General features: G+C 33.7%; 15 protein-coding genes. 4 read left to right on the top strand and 11 right to left on the bottom strand.

Going from position 1 to position 17244, the window contains the following annotated elements:
- The first annotated feature begins 58 nt into the window (after window positions 1-58).
- Window positions 59-715 (top strand): MurR/RpiR family transcriptional regulator, encoded by a 657-nt coding sequence (locus IV84_RS03975; RefSeq protein ID WP_145913121.1) that lies wholly within the window; start codon window positions 59-61, stop codon window positions 713-715.
- Between the two features lie 190 nt (window positions 716-905).
- On the opposite strand, the gene IV84_RS03980 is transcribed toward IV84_RS03975, so the two are convergent.
- From IV84_RS03980 to IV84_RS04020, 9 genes are all read right to left on the bottom strand, one after another.
- Window positions 906-1760, bottom strand: a complete 855-nt coding sequence (locus tag IV84_RS03980) for an ROK family protein (RefSeq protein WP_056986139.1) — start codon at window positions 1758-1760, stop codon at window positions 906-908.
- Between the two features lie 94 nt (window positions 1761-1854).
- Window positions 1855-2241 (bottom strand): HAD hydrolase family protein, encoded by a 387-nt coding sequence (locus IV84_RS11295; RefSeq protein WP_056986140.1) that lies wholly within the window; start codon window positions 2239-2241, stop codon window positions 1855-1857.
- Complete coding sequence (locus IV84_RS11300; protein WP_056986141.1) at window positions 2235-2696, bottom strand: HAD-IIB family hydrolase; 462 nt, start codon at window positions 2694-2696, stop codon at window positions 2235-2237. The genes IV84_RS11295 and IV84_RS11300 overlap by 7 nt, the downstream gene beginning before the upstream one ends.
- Before the next feature lie 17 nt (window positions 2697-2713).
- Window positions 2714-3130, bottom strand: coding sequence for a PTS sugar transporter subunit IIA (locus tag IV84_RS03995; RefSeq protein WP_056986142.1), 417 nt, complete (start codon window positions 3128-3130; stop codon window positions 2714-2716).
- A 19-nt stretch (window positions 3131-3149) separates the two neighbouring features.
- Entirely contained in the window at window positions 3150-3974 is an 825-nt protein-coding gene (locus IV84_RS04000) for a PTS system mannose/fructose/sorbose family transporter subunit IID (protein ID WP_056986143.1), read from the bottom strand.
- A complete protein-coding gene (locus tag IV84_RS04005; RefSeq protein WP_056986144.1) occupies window positions 3967-4752 on the bottom strand; it encodes a PTS mannose/fructose/sorbose/N-acetylgalactosamine transporter subunit IIC in 786 nt (261 codons plus the stop codon). Before IV84_RS04005 ends, IV84_RS04000 begins: the two co-directional genes overlap by 8 nt.
- A 12-nt stretch (window positions 4753-4764) precedes the next feature.
- Complete coding sequence (locus tag IV84_RS04010; RefSeq protein WP_056986145.1) at window positions 4765-5250, bottom strand: PTS sugar transporter subunit IIB; 486 nt, start codon at window positions 5248-5250, stop codon at window positions 4765-4767.
- Window positions 5251-5266: 16 nt separating this feature from the next.
- Window positions 5267-6610, bottom strand: coding sequence for a family 43 glycosylhydrolase (locus tag IV84_RS04015; RefSeq protein WP_081036072.1), 1344 nt, complete (start codon window positions 6608-6610; stop codon window positions 5267-5269).
- Window positions 6610-9318 (bottom strand): alpha-mannosidase, encoded by a 2709-nt coding sequence (locus IV84_RS04020; RefSeq protein WP_056986146.1) that lies wholly within the window; start codon window positions 9316-9318, stop codon window positions 6610-6612. Before IV84_RS04020 ends, IV84_RS04015 begins: the two co-directional genes overlap by 1 nt.
- 277 nt (window positions 9319-9595) lie before the next feature.
- Here IV84_RS04020 and IV84_RS04025 point away from each other — a divergent pair, with 277 nt between their 5' ends.
- The gene (locus IV84_RS04025) at window positions 9596-10720 is read left to right on the top strand and encodes a GntR family transcriptional regulator (protein ID WP_056986147.1); all 1125 of its coding nucleotides are present in this window, start codon (window positions 9596-9598) and stop codon (window positions 10718-10720) included.
- Window positions 10721-10901: 181 nt separating this feature from the next.
- Here the strand turns inward: IV84_RS04025 and IV84_RS04030 are convergent, their stop codons facing one another.
- Both IV84_RS04030 and IV84_RS04035 read right to left on the bottom strand, forming a co-directional pair.
- Window positions 10902-12842: a PTS sucrose transporter subunit IIABC gene (locus IV84_RS04030; protein ID WP_046870594.1), complete on the bottom strand. Its 1941-nt coding sequence runs from the start codon at window positions 12840-12842 to the stop codon at window positions 10902-10904.
- Between the two features lie 241 nt (window positions 12843-13083).
- Window positions 13084-14520: an alpha-glucosidase gene (locus tag IV84_RS04035; RefSeq protein WP_420865358.1), complete on the bottom strand. Its 1437-nt coding sequence runs from the start codon at window positions 14518-14520 to the stop codon at window positions 13084-13086.
- 181 nt (window positions 14521-14701) lie between these two features.
- Here IV84_RS04035 and IV84_RS04040 point away from each other — a divergent pair, with 181 nt between their 5' ends.
- Window positions 14702-16198 carry a sucrose-6-phosphate hydrolase gene (locus IV84_RS04040; protein WP_046870596.1) on the top strand — a complete coding sequence of 499 codons (1497 nt, stop codon included), beginning with the start codon at window positions 14702-14704 and terminating at the stop codon, window positions 16196-16198.
- Window positions 16199-16204: 6 nt separating this feature from the next.
- Complete coding sequence (locus IV84_RS04045; protein WP_046870597.1) at window positions 16205-17197, top strand: LacI family DNA-binding transcriptional regulator; 993 nt, start codon at window positions 16205-16207, stop codon at window positions 17195-17197.
- Window positions 17198-17244: the final 47 nt, after the last annotated feature.

A 17244-nucleotide genomic window follows, 5' to 3' on the forward strand; every position in this document is an offset into this window, starting at 1 on the left:
TTGACCATCTAGGAAAACCTTACACTAACATGTATCGACAGCCACAATTGTGCGTACCATGAAAAAAATGGGATATTCAGGATATACTCCATTTCGTCAAGAAGCAATTCGTAAATTAACTAACAAAAAACAAGATTTCAAAGTTTTAAAGGAAACGAATCACGAGATTCGTTCTGCCATACTAAAAAATCAATATGAAGTAGACAATACTATCAGCAATCTCAACATTGGCGTTATGGAAGATGCTATTCAAAAAGTTAGCCAAGCAAAACATATTTATATTTTTGCCAGAGGATTATCTAAATTAATTGGCGAAGATATTCTCCTTAAATTTGAATTGTTAGGTAAGGATGCTCAGCTACACGACGATCCTAATATTATTAAAACTTTGAGTAAACAAATTACTGGTATCGATACTGTTGCAATTTTCCTAACATTAAATGGCAATACACCAGAATTAGTGAGTGCGGCACACTCATTAGCTGAAAACGATGTCACCACAATTACTTTTACTTGCAATAATGATGGCAATATCATCCAATATTCAGATTTGATTTTTTTAGGCGTAAAATCCGCAGAATCATATTTTCCGAAATATGAAGTTCGGTCTCGTTTACCACTTCAAATTCTTACTAGAATATTTCTAGATGCTTATGCAATTCGTATTCAGAGCCATCATACAAAAAAAGCAGAAAATCATAACCACTCTATTTAAACGCAAATCTTTCAATGTTTTTAACATGTGTATTAATAAGAATTCACACTTTGCTATCCAAAATGAGTTCTTATTTTACATCGAACACTGTAATTCACAGTATTTCACAAAAAAATTTTAATTAACAAAAAAGTACAATGAACAATTTGTTCGTTGTACTTTTCTAAAGAGTGTTTAAATATTTATAATTTTATTTATTTTGGGCTAACAATAATGCTCCTGTTATCCCTGCATCATCGCCTAATTTAGCATGTACCAAATACTTGTTTAATTTTGGTGTATCAACATAATGATTAAGTTGTTTCGAAAAAGACTTTCTAATTAAAGGATACAGTTGCTCCTGATTAGAAACACCACCCCCAAATATGATAATTTCTGGTGCATACAACAATGTATACGTCATTGCAGCCTGTGCTAAATAAAAAGCCTCTAAATTCCATAACGGATCATCCTTTGGAATTGCAAGTGCTTTTTGGTTAGCCCTTGCCTCCAAAGCTGGTCCAGATGCCATTCCTTCTAAACACGATTTATGGTAAGGACAATTCCCGGTATACTTGTCTTTATGCATTGGAGAAACCATAATGTGTCCCATTTCTGGATGATTCCAATTTTGGAAAACATTATTTTTATAGATAAGTCCTCCGCCAATTCCTGTTCCGACGGTTAAGTATAAAGCACTACTTTTGTTGGTGGCGGCCCCCATTTTATATTCGCCATAAGTCGCCACATTTACATCTGTCGTCCAAACAATTGGAATATGAAAAATCTTTTTTAACTCTCCCAAAAAATTAAAATGTTGCCAACCTTTTTTAGGTGTTTCTTTTACATAACCATAATCTTGGGAATCCGGATTAATTCCTATCGGTCCAAATGCTCCAACTGCCATTCTGACCACTGAATATTCAGAAAAGAAAGTATTAATCTTTATGATCGTTTCATTAGGCGTTGTTGTAGCAAATTTTGTACGAGCAATAATTTGTTGATGTTCATCCGAAACTGCACAAACAAATTTTGTTCCACCAGCTTCTATTCCACCGTAATACATAATTTTTATTTTCTCCCTCAAAAAAATTCAACAAACATATGTTTAAGTCTCAGTATATCACTTCGTAATTTCTATTTATTACATAATTAGAATTTCATCCTTTGTAGTTCAAATTTGGATATACACCATCTTTCATTAAAGAGTTCAAAACAACAGCAACTCCATTTTTGTCATTACTTTTAGTAACGAACTCTGCAGCTCTTTTTATTGGCTCAATACCGTTACGCATGGCTACACCATGCCCAACATTAGATACTATTTCAAGATCATTTTCGTAATCTCCAAAGGCCATAACATCATTGATATTCCATCCAGCTGTCTTAGAAATTGTTTGTACCGCCGAGAATTTTGAAACATTCTTTGCAGTTGCTTCCAAAAATTCACTATCTGAGTGAACGACATTTATTGGTAATTGATGAAGATTTTTATTCATTTTTTTTAATAATTGTTTATTTGAAATGTGCATACCAATTTTTAACACAGACACCTTTTTTTTGCATATAACTGTTTCATTTGTGACAACGTATTAATACGAATGTCATTTAAAGTTTCATTGTATTTATCGACTCTTTCAAAATTGTTTCCAGGATCAAAATTAATCCATTTGTCCTGTGTTGAAAAATTAACTGCTATCTTATTCTTTTCAGCCAATGTAACAACTTTAAAGACATCCTGAGAGTTCAATAAACTTTTTTTTATTATTGTTCCAGTTGGAGAAACAACTAGTGCCCCATTAAAACAGATTTTATAAGTTGGAATATGCAAATTTCTTATTGTAAAATTCTTTAACGATTCCTCAGGTCGTCCAGACGCAAGTATTACTTGTACATTGAATTTATCCAAATCCTGAACTGCACGAATATTTTCTTCTGAAATTGTTCCATTAGATGTTAGCAAGGTTCCATCCAAATCTAAGCACACTGCCGCAATGTTCATTATGAAACTCTCCAACTTTATTCGTCATCATCATCTAACGCGGGTTTATAGTCATTCATAAACTTAATTTGTTCCTGAGCTTCGCTTATTAACTTTCGAATGTTTTCATCAGTTAACACCCGATTTTGTGGATACAAACTGACCGCCATAAGTAACGGTAAACTCATTCCTGTGATAAGCTTGACTCCTTTATCTTTCACATAAGGAAATATAGACTGATTTACACTGCCTGACATGATATCTGTAAAAACAATGATTTCATCTTTTTTTTCATCAAACTTATTTAACAATGCTTTGACCTCATCATCAATAGGTTTATTACTTTTGTAAGCACAGAGAGTATAAATGTTTTTCGAGGATATTCCAAGAAATTGCAAAGTGTCGCTCATTCCATTCGCTAGTTCGCCATGAGATGCAATTATAATTTGTCGCATTTAAAATAATTCTCCTTTTTTATTTTGGCACTGTTAAAATTCCAAAAAATGAACAAACAAGTGCAAATACAATTACTAAGAAAATACATTTTGTTGGTGTCCATTTTTTATTATTCAGCAACTTGTAGATGATAAAAGTTGCAACAACAGGTAACAAGGCAGGCATAATTTGGTCTAACATACCAGATTGAATATTTGTTGAAACTTTTCCAGTTTTCATTGTTAATCCAGTTTGTATTTTAATAACTGTTGGTATTAAAGAACCAACAACTGTTACACCTAAAACCGATGCAGCGTCTGTAAGCCGACTTAACTGATCACCAAATTTATCAACAATCGCGATACCTGAATTATATCCACCCCAAAACAACGGACGCTTAACTCCAAAAAGCATAATCATAGCCCATACAAATCCGATTAAAACTGGAGCAACTAGATTACCAGATAAAGCTAAAGATCCTGTAATTGATCCAATAATAGTATTCAACATTACATTAAATATAGAATCACCAATCCCCGCAAACGGCCCCATTAATGAAGTTTTTAGGGACTGAACTGGTTCAAGCGCCTTAATTCCATTTTTTTCTTCCATGGCCAGAGATGCACCAATCAATGACTCTGCCATAATAGGGGTTGTATTGAAATATTTGTATTGGTTCTTCAAAGAAGCCTTGTAATCATCATCATTTTTATAAATTTTGCGCAACGCCGGACTTAACGCATAAACTAAGGAAGGCGCTTCTATTGATGCGTAATTAAAAAGACTATTCCCAACAATTGTATACCTCCAAAAAACTTTTTCTTTATCTTTTTTTGAAAGTTTAAATGTCTGATTATCACTCATCATAATCATCTCCTTGATCTTTAGCACTTGCTTGGCTTGCCACGTTATTTGCTGTACTTGCCTTTTTACTGTCTAAAAATACTTTGAAAGCAAATGCCGCACCCAAAAGTGAAACTGCCAAAACTGGTAACTTTAAGTAAGCTGCCGCCACAAAGCCAATGATAAGATAATTCATATATCTATTCAGTGGCATGTAATGCATTAAAATGGCAATTCCGACGACTGGTAACATAGCCCCAGCTATAGATAACCCGTTCATAAACCACGTTGGAATTACTGACAGAATGGACTTAACAACAGCTGTTCCCAAGAAGGCAACAATTCCAACCGGAATTGCAATTGCAAGTCCATATAAAACTGGGCCAATGTACAAGAAACGATTCATCTTTGTAAATTCCTTTTTATCAGCCAAATGTTCCGCATGAGATGCCACAAAGTTCATTAAAGTTTTAACAAGAATATCTAATTGAATCGCTAATAATCCAACTGGAATTCCAATTGCAATTGCTGTATTCAGCCCTGATCCTGAACGAATTGCAATATATGATCCAATCAACCCCGCTAAACCATAATTTGGTACTGATGCTCCACCAATTGATACAGCACCCAAACCCATTAAAGTAAACGTTCCACTGATTGTAATTGCTTCGGTCCAATTTCCAGTAATTGCTCCAACAACCAGAGGTGTTAATACATTAACAACTTGAAATCCAACTGTATCAATTCCCCAAATAAATGCAAAAACAGTGATTAAAATATTCTGTAAAATTATTGGCATTATCTTCACTCCCTATTTAATTAATTTATAATATTTTTCAATTGGTTCTTCTGTATCTCTGGGTACGTACTGCAAAACAACTGGTACATTTCTTTTTTGAATTTCTTTTAACTGATGCTCATCTCTTTTTCCAAGAGCGACATAGCTCGAAACTTTTGTTTTATCTGTATCCATAAATATAATTCCAACATCCACTTTAGGAATTTGTATTCCTGCATCGATTAAGTTAATAATCACTGCAGGATCCTTGACCAAAACGAAGACTCGTTGCGAATCATATTGACCTTTTTTAAAATGATCAATAGCGGTTTTAGTATCAATGATGGACATTCCAGTTCCTGCTGGTTTTGCCATTCTCATAGTATTCTTTTTAGTTTGGTCCTTGCTAATTTCATCATCAATAATCATAAAACGTTTTGGATTCAGGCTTGCATACCAATCTGTCACAACAACTCCGTGTACTAAACGTGAATCAATTCTTGCTAATACAACAGGCATAATTCATCCTTCCTTTCTATCTTTCCTTAACTTGAGCTACAGAAATTCCCTCTAATGATAACTCGCCAGCGCCCCCAGTAAGAATCACAGTATTATTCTCTCCAGGTTTTATTTGTATAGTGATTGTTGAGTAACCATCAAAGGTATGTCCACTACCTGTATAGGGACAATTGACTAGTGACCAATCTTTACCATTCACAGTAAGTCTCAATTTTGAGAGATTAGCGGCAGTTCCATAATAAATACCCAAAGCAACACGTCCGTTTTCAAATCCATTTACTTTTCTAAAACAAATTGAAGATCCGAAATGATCAAATCCAGTAACAATATTTTGGAATGGCGAACGCTTTTCTTTTGTTAATTTCAAGTCAATCAAGTTATTATTATCTTTCACTGAATACTGTTGAAAATTTAGTGGCTTTTCAAATCCATTTTCTTCTAAAGGCAATGTTCCGTTCCTCGTTTGAATTACCATTTGGATTGTACCGTCTTTATTAAATTGTAGATGGTCACAACAAATCGAGCGCAATTCGTTTAAATTTGAAACTGCATTGTTATGATAGAATGCATACCATTCTCCTTTGTACTCAACAACAGAACCATGAGTTGTTTCACATCCAACCGGTAGCATATAATATCCTTGATATTTCCATGGACCTAATGGCGTTGTACTAGTTGCATAACACATGTGATTTGCACCACTATGATTATCTGAATAAGTGAAATAGTAAATGCCCTGTCGCTTAAAAATCCAGGCAGCCTCATGAAAATCTCTAAGCCCCTCAACTGTTTGCATCGGTTTCGCCAATGAAACCATATCTTCGTTCATTTTTCCTTGATATGCATGTGCACCCCCACCATAATAAATGTAAGCTTGACCGTCTTCATCAATAAACACAGACGGATCAATTAATGCATGACCACCTAGTCCTTCTATAGTTCCTATATCTTCAAAATTAGAGGCTGGATGCTTACTAACCGCAACTCCAACTTTCCAATTATCATTCCAGGGAGCCGAACTTGGATGAGGATAATAAAAATAATATTTACCATTCTTATATGCAGCATCGGGCGCCCACATAAATCCATCAATTCCCCAGTCTACCTGTTCAGAACTAAATATTTCGCCCTCATCTACCCAGTTAACCATGTCAGTAGTAGAGAACACATGATAATGGTCCATGTAATCCATTGTCAGGTTACTTCCTGATTTATCAATATCTCTAGATGCATATACATAAAGACGACCGTCTTTCCAAACATGTGCCGCAGGATCTGCTCCAAATAGAGAAGTAATAAAAGGGTTCTGCATATAGTTTTTCTTTTGGCGTTTAATTAATTCATTAACAAGCCTGCTCATTATTTTTTCCTCCAAACACTGGTGTGTATCTCATATGGTTGTAACTTAAGATTGGCTGTTTCTCTGTCAAACTGCTTTTCTAATATATTGCTTTTATATGGTACATAACCTCCTATAACAAATCCTTTGTGGCTTTCGTGGTTAGTCAGATTATACTGTCTGGTTATCACATTGTTGCCATCCTCTTGTAATTTTATAGCTGTTATTTTGATTTCTTTAGATGGCACATTAACAAAACAACCACTTGTTTCTATCTTACCATCGTTCCACTCATCCTTAATAATTGTAAATGGTACTTGTGCAGCAAATGCATCATGAAATGTTTGTAATCTTGACTCTTCGTTCGAACCATGAAATGCAATTCCTAAGTCTACAACACTTTGGCCTAGGCATTGAGCACCAGGAGTTGGAAAGTATCCCCAATCGCCCATTTCTCCAATACTTCTTAAAAGAGTTATAGCAATTTGTTTACCAGTATTGTCTACTTCATATTCATTTAGTCCAAAGTTTGAAATTGTAACTCCCACTTTTTTGTCATGAACATTTACAAAACTATGTGTATGTTGAGGATTCTCTGGATTCTTCCACTTATCACTAACGCTATTCGGCCGTTTAACAACTTCAAATATACTATCTGCATAATGTTCTTTTGTTTGAAGGCCAGTTGAAAATAACGCTCTAACTCGATGATCCATAGAATTATTATCAAAGCTTGTACGAATTCCAATTCTTCTACTGCCTTTTTCCAGAGTAACTTCAGTTTGAATCGTAAAATCAGTGAATCGCCCTGATCTTTGCGCAGTACGAAGACGGTAATCGAGATGCTCCTCTTGCTCCTCTTTTAATTTCTTGTTCATTGAAACTGGTATTCTCATTTTTACTTTAATTTCAACCTTACCTACAAAACTGTTGTTTTCTTTAATAACGATTTTGTTTGGAAAATCACTAGAAAATATTGGTCGTGAGTTTTTTGGTGCTCGATAAACATATTCATTTCCAAGGTCACCAGTATCTTCATAACATAATTGATCTTTAAATAAATGCCCTGTCTGTTTATCAGTAACGCTTAATGTACCATTTTTGGAAAATTTAATTGCTAAAAATTCATTTTCTAAAATGCCATCGTGAATCATTGAGTTCTTCTGCAAAACTTTTGAATCAATATTAAGTGGCACTAACTTAAAAGTTTTCCACGAAACTGGTTTCATGTTTTCCATCAATATTTTTACGTGGATCACCTTTTCTATATATGCCCGTCGAAACTTATCTTTTGGCAAATCAAAATTAAATTTGACTTTGCTATCTAGCACCTCTGCGGGAATAGTTTTATTTTGATCATCATATACAGTATATTTGGGAGTATTCTCGTTCTTAAGTGCCTGATATATTTTTTCAGAACTATCCTTGTTGGGATTAAACTTAATTTTTTTAATTGGAATTTCAGCGATCACGGTACCCGTTTTGTTTGAGGTTCCAGTGTTAAAAACTGTAAACGGAATTTCACCTAAATTATGGGGAATTTTGTTTGTATTTAATTGACCTTTTATTTTGTTAAGAGCAGCATCAGCAACAAATTTGCCTACCTGATTTGACTTTTTAAACCGAGTTATCATCTCATCAGCTACATCATCCACAGAACAAGCACATATACTGTCATGCGGATGATTTTGCATTAACCACTTCCAAGCATATCTTAATTGATCATGCGGATATTCAAAATCAGTTTTTTGTGAAGCAATTGTTGCTAAAGGTTCTGCAATGTTTTCAAGCTGTTTAGAAACTTTTGTGTTCCACTGTTTAAGATAGATTCTATTGGATGCAGTATTAGCTAACGTTGTCCACCCATTAGTTTCCTGTGATGTTAATTCACCATCAATCTCATCTATTTTTTTTGGAAGATCTTTTTTAAGTTGTTCTATATACATATCATAATTTCCATGAATGAACTCAATATCTGGATATAATTCATTGGCCGTTCTTATAGCCTTAGATAGATCCATTTGCACTGGCTCATGATCACTCCCATTCAGGAATAACAAATCATCTGTAGAAGCGGATTTCTCAGCATCTGTTAGCTTTTTATCCCAAAAAGCTTTCGCCTTAATAGGATCCGTTGGAATTTCTTTACCATTGTCATACCAATTAGCAAATAGGATTCCTAACACAGATGAATTATCAGGCCCAACCCATTTCATCTCTGAAAATTCAGTGGAAAACTTATCTTCTGGTGATGTAGAATTTGAGAAACCAGTCGGCTTAACTCCTCTCCCAAACATAGCTGTATCTAATCCAACTTGCTTAAGCATTTGCGGTGCTTGGCCCATATTACCAAAAGTATCAGGAAAATAGCCAACATGTACCATATGTTTGCCCCATGACTTCGAGTCACGATGTCCGATCAACATATCACGTGCATTAGATTCACTGCTAGTTAAAAATGCATCTTGTAAAATATAAAACGGCCCAATTTGTAACTTTCCTTGGTTAATTAGATTTTGAATAATTTCACGATTTTCTGGTCTAACCTGCAAATAATCATCTAAGATAATAGTTTGTCCATCAAGATGAAAATATTTATACTCTGGATCTGTCTTAAACAATTTAATAAGATTATCAATAAGTTCAATTAATCTCATGTGGTGTTGCTCAAATGGCATGTACCATTCTCTATCCCAATGACTGTGTGGAACAATATATACACGTTTCATAAAACTTTCCTCCTCTATTTATAAATCGCTTACATATATAAAGTACCACCTTTTATATTGTTTGTCTATATGTATTTAATATTTATTTTGTCATGCATTTATATATAATAAATGTACATGCTTGTACGGCGCGTACTTTTCCAATTTTTTTCGAATTTTTTTATAAAATTCGAATAGCACTGTTATAATTAAGTTCAGTTTTAATTTAGTGAATATCTTTTAACATATGTTATAATAATCGTACATTAAATAATTTGTTTCAGAAATCAGGTAGCCAATGGAAGATAAAACACAAACAACATTATATGGAAAAATCGAGCAAGAATTGGAATTAAAAATCACTAACAAAGATTTAAGGGGAGGTGATAAATTACCAACAGAATCTGAGCTTATGGCACAATTTGGTGTCAGCCGCATGACGGTAAGAAAAGCCTTGGATATACTGGTAAATAAAAAGTTAATTGAACGTTTCCCAGGAAAAGGCTCTTTCGTTCTTAGCACAAACAAGCCTAAAATAATCAATCGTAAAAAAAGTGAAATTATTACTATTGGAGCAATATTTCCAAAACTTGCACCATCTTTCGGAACCGAAATTCTTTCTACTTTAAGTAGTATCACTAATGAAAATAATGTAAACTTCCTTTATGCTGAAACTAAAGACAATTCTTTTGAAGACGAATCACGGGCTATTCAGCGAATGCGACAATATGCAAATGGATTAATTATTTGGCCAATTCCAGGAAAGGTAATTGGCACAGAAATACTTAAATTGATTATCGATGAATATCCAGTAGTTCTGCTTGATCGTTATATTCAAGATGTTAACGCCAGCTATATTGTAACTAATAACAAAAAGGCCACTCAAGAAGCTTTAGAGTATCTAGTAAAGCTTGGTCATCGACATATTTGTATTGTTCCAAAACAAAATGCATCTGATTCTTCAATTCAGGATCGAGTAACGCACGCAAAAACATTTTTAAATAATTTTCCGAAAAATGTAACCTCTATTTTATATACTCAAGGAATTAATTATGAACAACGCCAAGAACTTCTTACTAAAAAGGAAATACTTAAAACAAAAGTAATTGCTCTATTAAAAAAAGACCCTCAAATCACCGCATTTTTCGTAACAGAGTACTATCCTGCAACAATTCTTTATCAAGTTTTAATCGAACTGAATTATAAAATTCCAAATGATTTTTCAATTATTTGTTATGACTCACCACATTTTTATAATGAGTCAGTCGTACATTTTACACATGTTCAACAAAATGAAAAACAAATTGCTGAAGATAGTTTCAAAATGCTTGATGCATTAATTAATAAAAAAAATGAGTCCATACAAAAACTAGAAAACGCTGATCTCATAATTGGTGACACAACGGCAATACCCAGAAACTAATTATCTACTGAGCATTTCATGCTTATATTATAAAAAATGTAACGAACTTTAGTGCATGTCAGATGCAACTGAAAAAAGAGCTAGAAATTTAAAATTTCTAGCTCTTTTTATCTCCAAATTTAATTAGTATATAAACCGCAAATTCAACTTAAAGAAGTATGATTCATTTTACATTCAGCTGTTATTGTCCATTCATTGTAGCAATTCCTATTTCAGGATAATCCTTTTCGTCAAGATTAATAGCTTCAAGTTTCCAATCACTAACCACATCATTCATATTAGTCATCACCACCATAACTGTTGCATCTTTACCATCTGCTTTAACTTCTTTTACGTTCATTTTGGCAATCTTTTGACCAATATGAACACTATCGCCAACTTTCACTTTTATATCAAAAGGCTTACCTTTTAAAGAAACTGTGTCAATTCCCATATGAACAAGAATTTCTAACCCACTCTTAGTAGTAATACCAACAGCATGTTTTGTTTCAGCAATCATAGTAATTTTTCCACTTACAGGACTCATAATTTCATCATTTGTTGGTTCAACCGCAAATCCATCACCCATTAATTTTTGAGAAAACACCGGATCGTTCGTTTCATTTAAACTTATAACTTTTCCCACAACCGGCGCAAATAATGCAGTTGTTCCAATTTGGTTATCATTTATAGTCATTGAAGGTTTATCCTCTTCATGAATAGACCTTTGTCGATCATCTTTTGGAATAGCAAATGTATTTGTCGCCAAGAAAGCTACGATGAAAGTACCGATACCAACTAATACATACACTATTAATTGATGTGCCGAATAAATATACATTAAAGGAGATAATGCCACGGCAAGACCATATGAATTTGCTTGAATATGAAGTAGAGATAAAATACCTCCTCCTAATCCAGAACATAATACCATCACCAAAAGTGCCGGTAACCCAGCCCGTAAAACAACACCGAATAAGGCAGGCTCGCTTACTCCTAATATTTGAGTTGCTGTTGCACTAATACCAGCTGACCTTTGAGATGCTTTACGACTATGTAACGCCAAAGCCAAACAAACAGCAGCATTTGCAAATCCATACATTGCTTCTACTGTAATCATTGGATTAAAATGAGTTGCTGCCAGTAAAGAGGTTTCAACAACAATTGACATTTGATGAAGGCCTGTCATCACACACAATGGATACAGAACACCTATCAAAAATCCACCAATTCCAAATGGTAGATATAGGAAAGCACGAATTGCATGTACCAATCCCTGTTCAATAAGATGAACAATGGGTCCAAAACCCAAGAATGCTAGTGTCAACATAACAAGCACTACAACAAAGGGTGTAAAAATTAAATCCATCGAATTTGGCATAACTCTTCTTAATCTTTTTTCTAATTTTGCTCCAATAATACCTGTAAATAGAGCAGTTAGCACGCTACCTTGATAACCCTCAATTGGAATTATATTAAAAAGCATAATAGGCTTAATAGCTCCACTTGCCACATCATATGCATTGGGAAGTGATGGGGATACTAACATTAACCCAATAAGGAATCCAATAACTGGCGTTCCACCAAACTTTTTAAACGCCGACCAGCAGATAAAAGCTGGAAGAAAATTAAACGCAGTTCCAGTCAAAACAGTCAAAAGAGTTGTCACTGAATTAGGAATCATTTTGGGTGTCATTCCAATCCAACTTAATACGATTGGATTATACATTACACCCTTTAATCCAAGGAATAACCCAGTGGCACCCAAAATAGGTACAATTGGTAAAAATACATCACTCAGAATCCTAATTCCTCGTTTTAGCTTATCTATCCATGAGCCACCTGTATTCGTAGTTTCCTCATTTTTACTGTCCTCAGTACCATCTTTGTTTACCCCAGAGACCTGGTCAAAAACCTTATTAACTATACCGGTACCCAGTATAATTTGATACTGTCCTCCAGTGTAAAACACACCCTTTACTTCATCTACGTCTTGAATTGCATCATCATCAATTGCGTTCCTGTTTTTCACAACAATTCTAAGCCGAGTAACACAATGTGTAATTGATTCTATATTATCTTTTCCTACAATGTTTATTAATTGATCGGCAATTTTTTTATATTTGCTCGTTTCATTCTTCATAATTCATCTTTCCTCCTTTAATAAAACTGTCTGATACGGTTTTAACTTCAATTTTTGATTTTCTAAATTTAAACTAGGATAATTATTCAATAAAACTTTTGCTTTAAAAGAAATCTTTATACTTATGGATGAAGATGACAAGTTCGTGTAACTATAAAAATGTTGCTTGCTCCCCCGTACATACCCAATAACTTCGTTTGGTATTTCAGTAAGCTCATGAATATCACCATAAACTAGTTCTTCACTGTTCTCTGAACTGTTTCTCAGTTGAATCATTTTTTTTATAAAAATTCAAAACCGAATCTTTCTGTGCAGATTCTTCTTCACAATTAAGATCTTGATAACCTTCAGTAAGTGACAACCACGGATTTGCTTCTGAAAAACCAGCATTTTTTAAAATGTTCCATGGAAACGGAGTACGAGTATTATCTCTGCTTCGCAAGTTTACAAATTGAAGCGCCTGAACATGATCAAACCCTTCTTTAACTGCCCGCCGATAATTATCAACACTTGAAACATCATCAAATTCTTTAATACTGCTTCTAGTAAAATTATGCATACCTAATTCTTGCCCTTGATAGATAAATGGTGTTCCTCTCAAAAAAAAGTACATAGCTGCCAAAGCTTTTGCACCAATTGCATTTTGATATTTAGGATCTTGAATGTATTTTGAAAGTGCCCGCGGTTGATCATGGTTCTCAATAAAATTAGCTCCCCATCCTGCTAACTGTAAGGCATCTTGACTTCTAAATAATAACCTTTTAAAATCCTTAACTGTCCAATCCGTTCGTTTCCACCATTCACTCCCACTTTCGACATCAATATCTGCATAGTGAAAATCAAATATCATTGAAAAATAGCCATTATCACCAATAAAATCATCAAGCTGAGAATATTTCACTCCAGGTGCTTCACCAACAGTAATACAATTATGTTTTGAAAAAGTTTTTTTATTTAATTCTTTTAAAAAAATATCTAATCCAGGTTGGTTACGGGTTCCCTTTGTACAAGAAACCAATCCATCATTTCCATCACTTGGAAACGATTTAAAGCTTTGATTCTTTTTCAAAAACGTTATTGAATCTAGTCGAAAGCCGGAGATTCCTCTATTCAGCCACCAATTGACTATATTATAAATTTCGTTTCTCAATTCTGGGGTTTCCCAATTTAAATCCGGTTGTTTTTTATGAAAAGAATGAAAATAAAATGTATTTTCACCAGGGACCGGCTCCCAGACGCTGCCTCCGAACAACGATCGCCAATTATTAGGCCTATTGCCATTTTGTGAAGATTTAAAAATATAATAGTCTCGATATTTACTATTTGGATACTTCAAAGCTTTTTTAAACCATTCATGTTCATCCGACGTATGATTAATAACTAAATCGAGCATTACTTTGATGTTCAATTGCTTAGCAGTTGCAATTAATTTGTCAAGATCGCTTAGCGTACCAAACATTGGATTGATTTCTTCAAAACTAGAAATATCGTACCCGTTATCAACCATTGGAGACTTAAATATAGGGCAAATCCAGATCATAGTAACTCCTAAATTAGAAAGATATTTTAGTTTTTCTGTAATACCATTAATGTCACCATTGCCATCTGAATTTGAATCTTTAAAACTTCTTGGATAGATTTGATAAACAACTTCTTTTTGCCACCATTTTTTCTCCATTGAATTCTCCTTCGTTGTTTTTAATTGAAAACGTTTTACAAATCTAGTATACAAAGTTTTTAAAAATTGTCAAACGTTTATCAAAACTTTATTTATAATTATGTTATACTCATGTTATACTCATGTTATAAGCATGTAATCGTATGCTTTACGCTTATCATAAAAGCAAAGGAGTCATACTATGATTAATACATGGACCACAGATTTAAGATATAAACCATATCGTAATTGGAAAAAATCTTATGTACATAGTTTAGCAAAAAGCGTGCATTATTCTTTTTGGCGAACAGATTATCATATTCAACCAGCAACTGGCCTTCTTAATGACCCAAATGGATTTTCTTATTTTAACGGAAAATGGCAGCTATTTTATCAATCTTATCCATTTGGACCAGTTCACGGATTAAAATCATGGTTTCATATTGAGTCCAAAGACCTTGTTCACTGGAAAAATATCGGTCCTGCCCTATTGCCTGACTCCAAATTTGATTCACAGGGCGTTTACTCAGGATCTGCTTTACCCGTTAAAAATAGTTTGTTTATTATGTATACAGGAAATACTAGGGATACTAATTGGCGTCGCCACTCATATCAAAATGGCGCGTGGTTAGATCCTAACAATAAAATTACAAAACTACCTAATCCTCTAATTTCAAATGTACCGTCTAATTACACAAATGAATTTCGAGATCCACAAATTACTAAAACGAAAACTGGATACATGGCTATTATTGGTGGCCAAAATATAAATTTACAAGGAAAAATTTTATTATTCACATCTGCAGATCTAAAAATTTGGAAATTTCAAGATGAATTACATTTTTCAAATAAAATCTTGGGCTGTATGATTGAATGTCCCAATTTAATTTTCATTGGTAAAAAGCCTGTTCTAATTTTTTGCCCACAAAAATTAGAGAAAAACATTTTAAATTATAAAAATATCTATCCAAACACCTATATTACTGGAAATCGTTTTGACAAAAAAGAAGCTACAATTGATCAACCAACCTCACTTAAAAACTTGGATGATGGATTTGACATTTACGCAACACAAGCTTTTAACGCGCCTGATGGTCGAGCTCTTGCAATTAGTTGGGTTGGTTTGCCAGACATTAGCTACCCAACCGACAAAGATGGGTGGGCAAATTGTCTGAGCCTTGTTAAAGAACTTACATTAAAGCATGACCATCTGTATCAATATCCAGTTAAAGAAACACAATCTTTACGTAAAATGCCTACTTTTAAAAATATTACTATTTTCAACACAAATACAATCCTATTTAAAAATACATCTAATTCATATGAACTCGAAGTTGACGTTCCCCAAAATACAAATGGTGATTTAAATATTATGGCGGACTCATCAAACAAATATTCTGTAAAAATTAGTTTTAACACTATCAAGGGCACGGTAATCGTAGATCGAGCCAAATCAGGCATTTGCTTTGCAGAAAAGTATGGTTTTAAGCGTACAAGCATCCTACCTGCTCACAAACCTCTGACACTAAATGTATTCGTGGATAAATCAATTATTGAAATATATTTGAATAAGGGTTATAAAGTAGTTACACTTAGGGTTTTCCCAAATAAATTTCAAAATCAAATTAATGTTTCTACAAAAAGGGCCCTTAGTATTAAAAGCTGTCTTTGGAATTTGACGCAAGTAAATAAGGAATGATGAAACGTGACAAAATTATCTGACGTTGCAAAAAAAGCAGGTGTTTCCTCTACTACCGTATCCAGAGTTATTAATAATTATGGATCTCTGAGTGAAAAAACCCGTGCAAAAGTTTTTTCAGCGATGAAAGAACTAAATTATCAACCAAACTCTTTAGCCAGATCTTTACAAGGTAAAAAAACTCAATTAGTTGGCGTAATTTTTCCGTCTGTGACCAATCCATTTTATGCAGAGTTAATTGAGGATCTTGAAAATAAGCTTTTTGGTGCAGACTATAAAATAATATTATGTAATTCTGCTAATAACTCTGAAAAAGAACGATCTTATTTAAGAATGCTTCAGGCCAATCAAGTTGATGGCATTATTGCTGGCACACATAACACAAATATTGAAGAGTACAAAACCTTGGATCTTCCTGTAGTTTCCTTTGATAGGCATTTATCAGAAAACATCCCTATTATTAGCAGTGACAACTATCAGGGAGCACAGCTAGCAACAAAGGAACTAATCGCAAATGGAGCCAACCAAATTTACTTTGTCGGTAACGTCAATGTAAGCCCTAATGAAAATCCAACTGATCTTCGAGTACAGGGATTTGAAGACACTTTAAAACAGCACAAATTGGAAAGCCACTATTTTAGTGTTAAAACTGACAATTCTGTGGCAATTAAAAAAATGTTAATTCGTGATTTTCTAAATAATCATAAAGTGGACGGTATTTTTGCATCAGATGATTCTACTGCTCTATTAATTATTAACATTGCAAAAGAATTGAACATTGATATACCTAAGCAATTAAGAGTTATTGGCTTTGATGGAACAAAATTTATTCAAAATTATTTTCCTGAACTATCTACAATTTCACAACCAATCAGTGATATTGCTGACTTACTGATTTCTACTTTAGAATTAAGAATCAACGATAAGAAAAATTATCATAACGTAACTCTTGCATTACCTAACAAACTAATTCGTTCCAGTACTACAGCAAGCATATGATGAATCTAGCAACAAATCAAAAAATTAATAGTCTAGCTGTTTCACCA

This window comes from Pediococcus damnosus (assembly GCF_001437255.1).
GTDB classification, from domain to species: Bacteria; Bacillota; Bacilli; order Lactobacillales; family Lactobacillaceae; genus Pediococcus; species Pediococcus damnosus.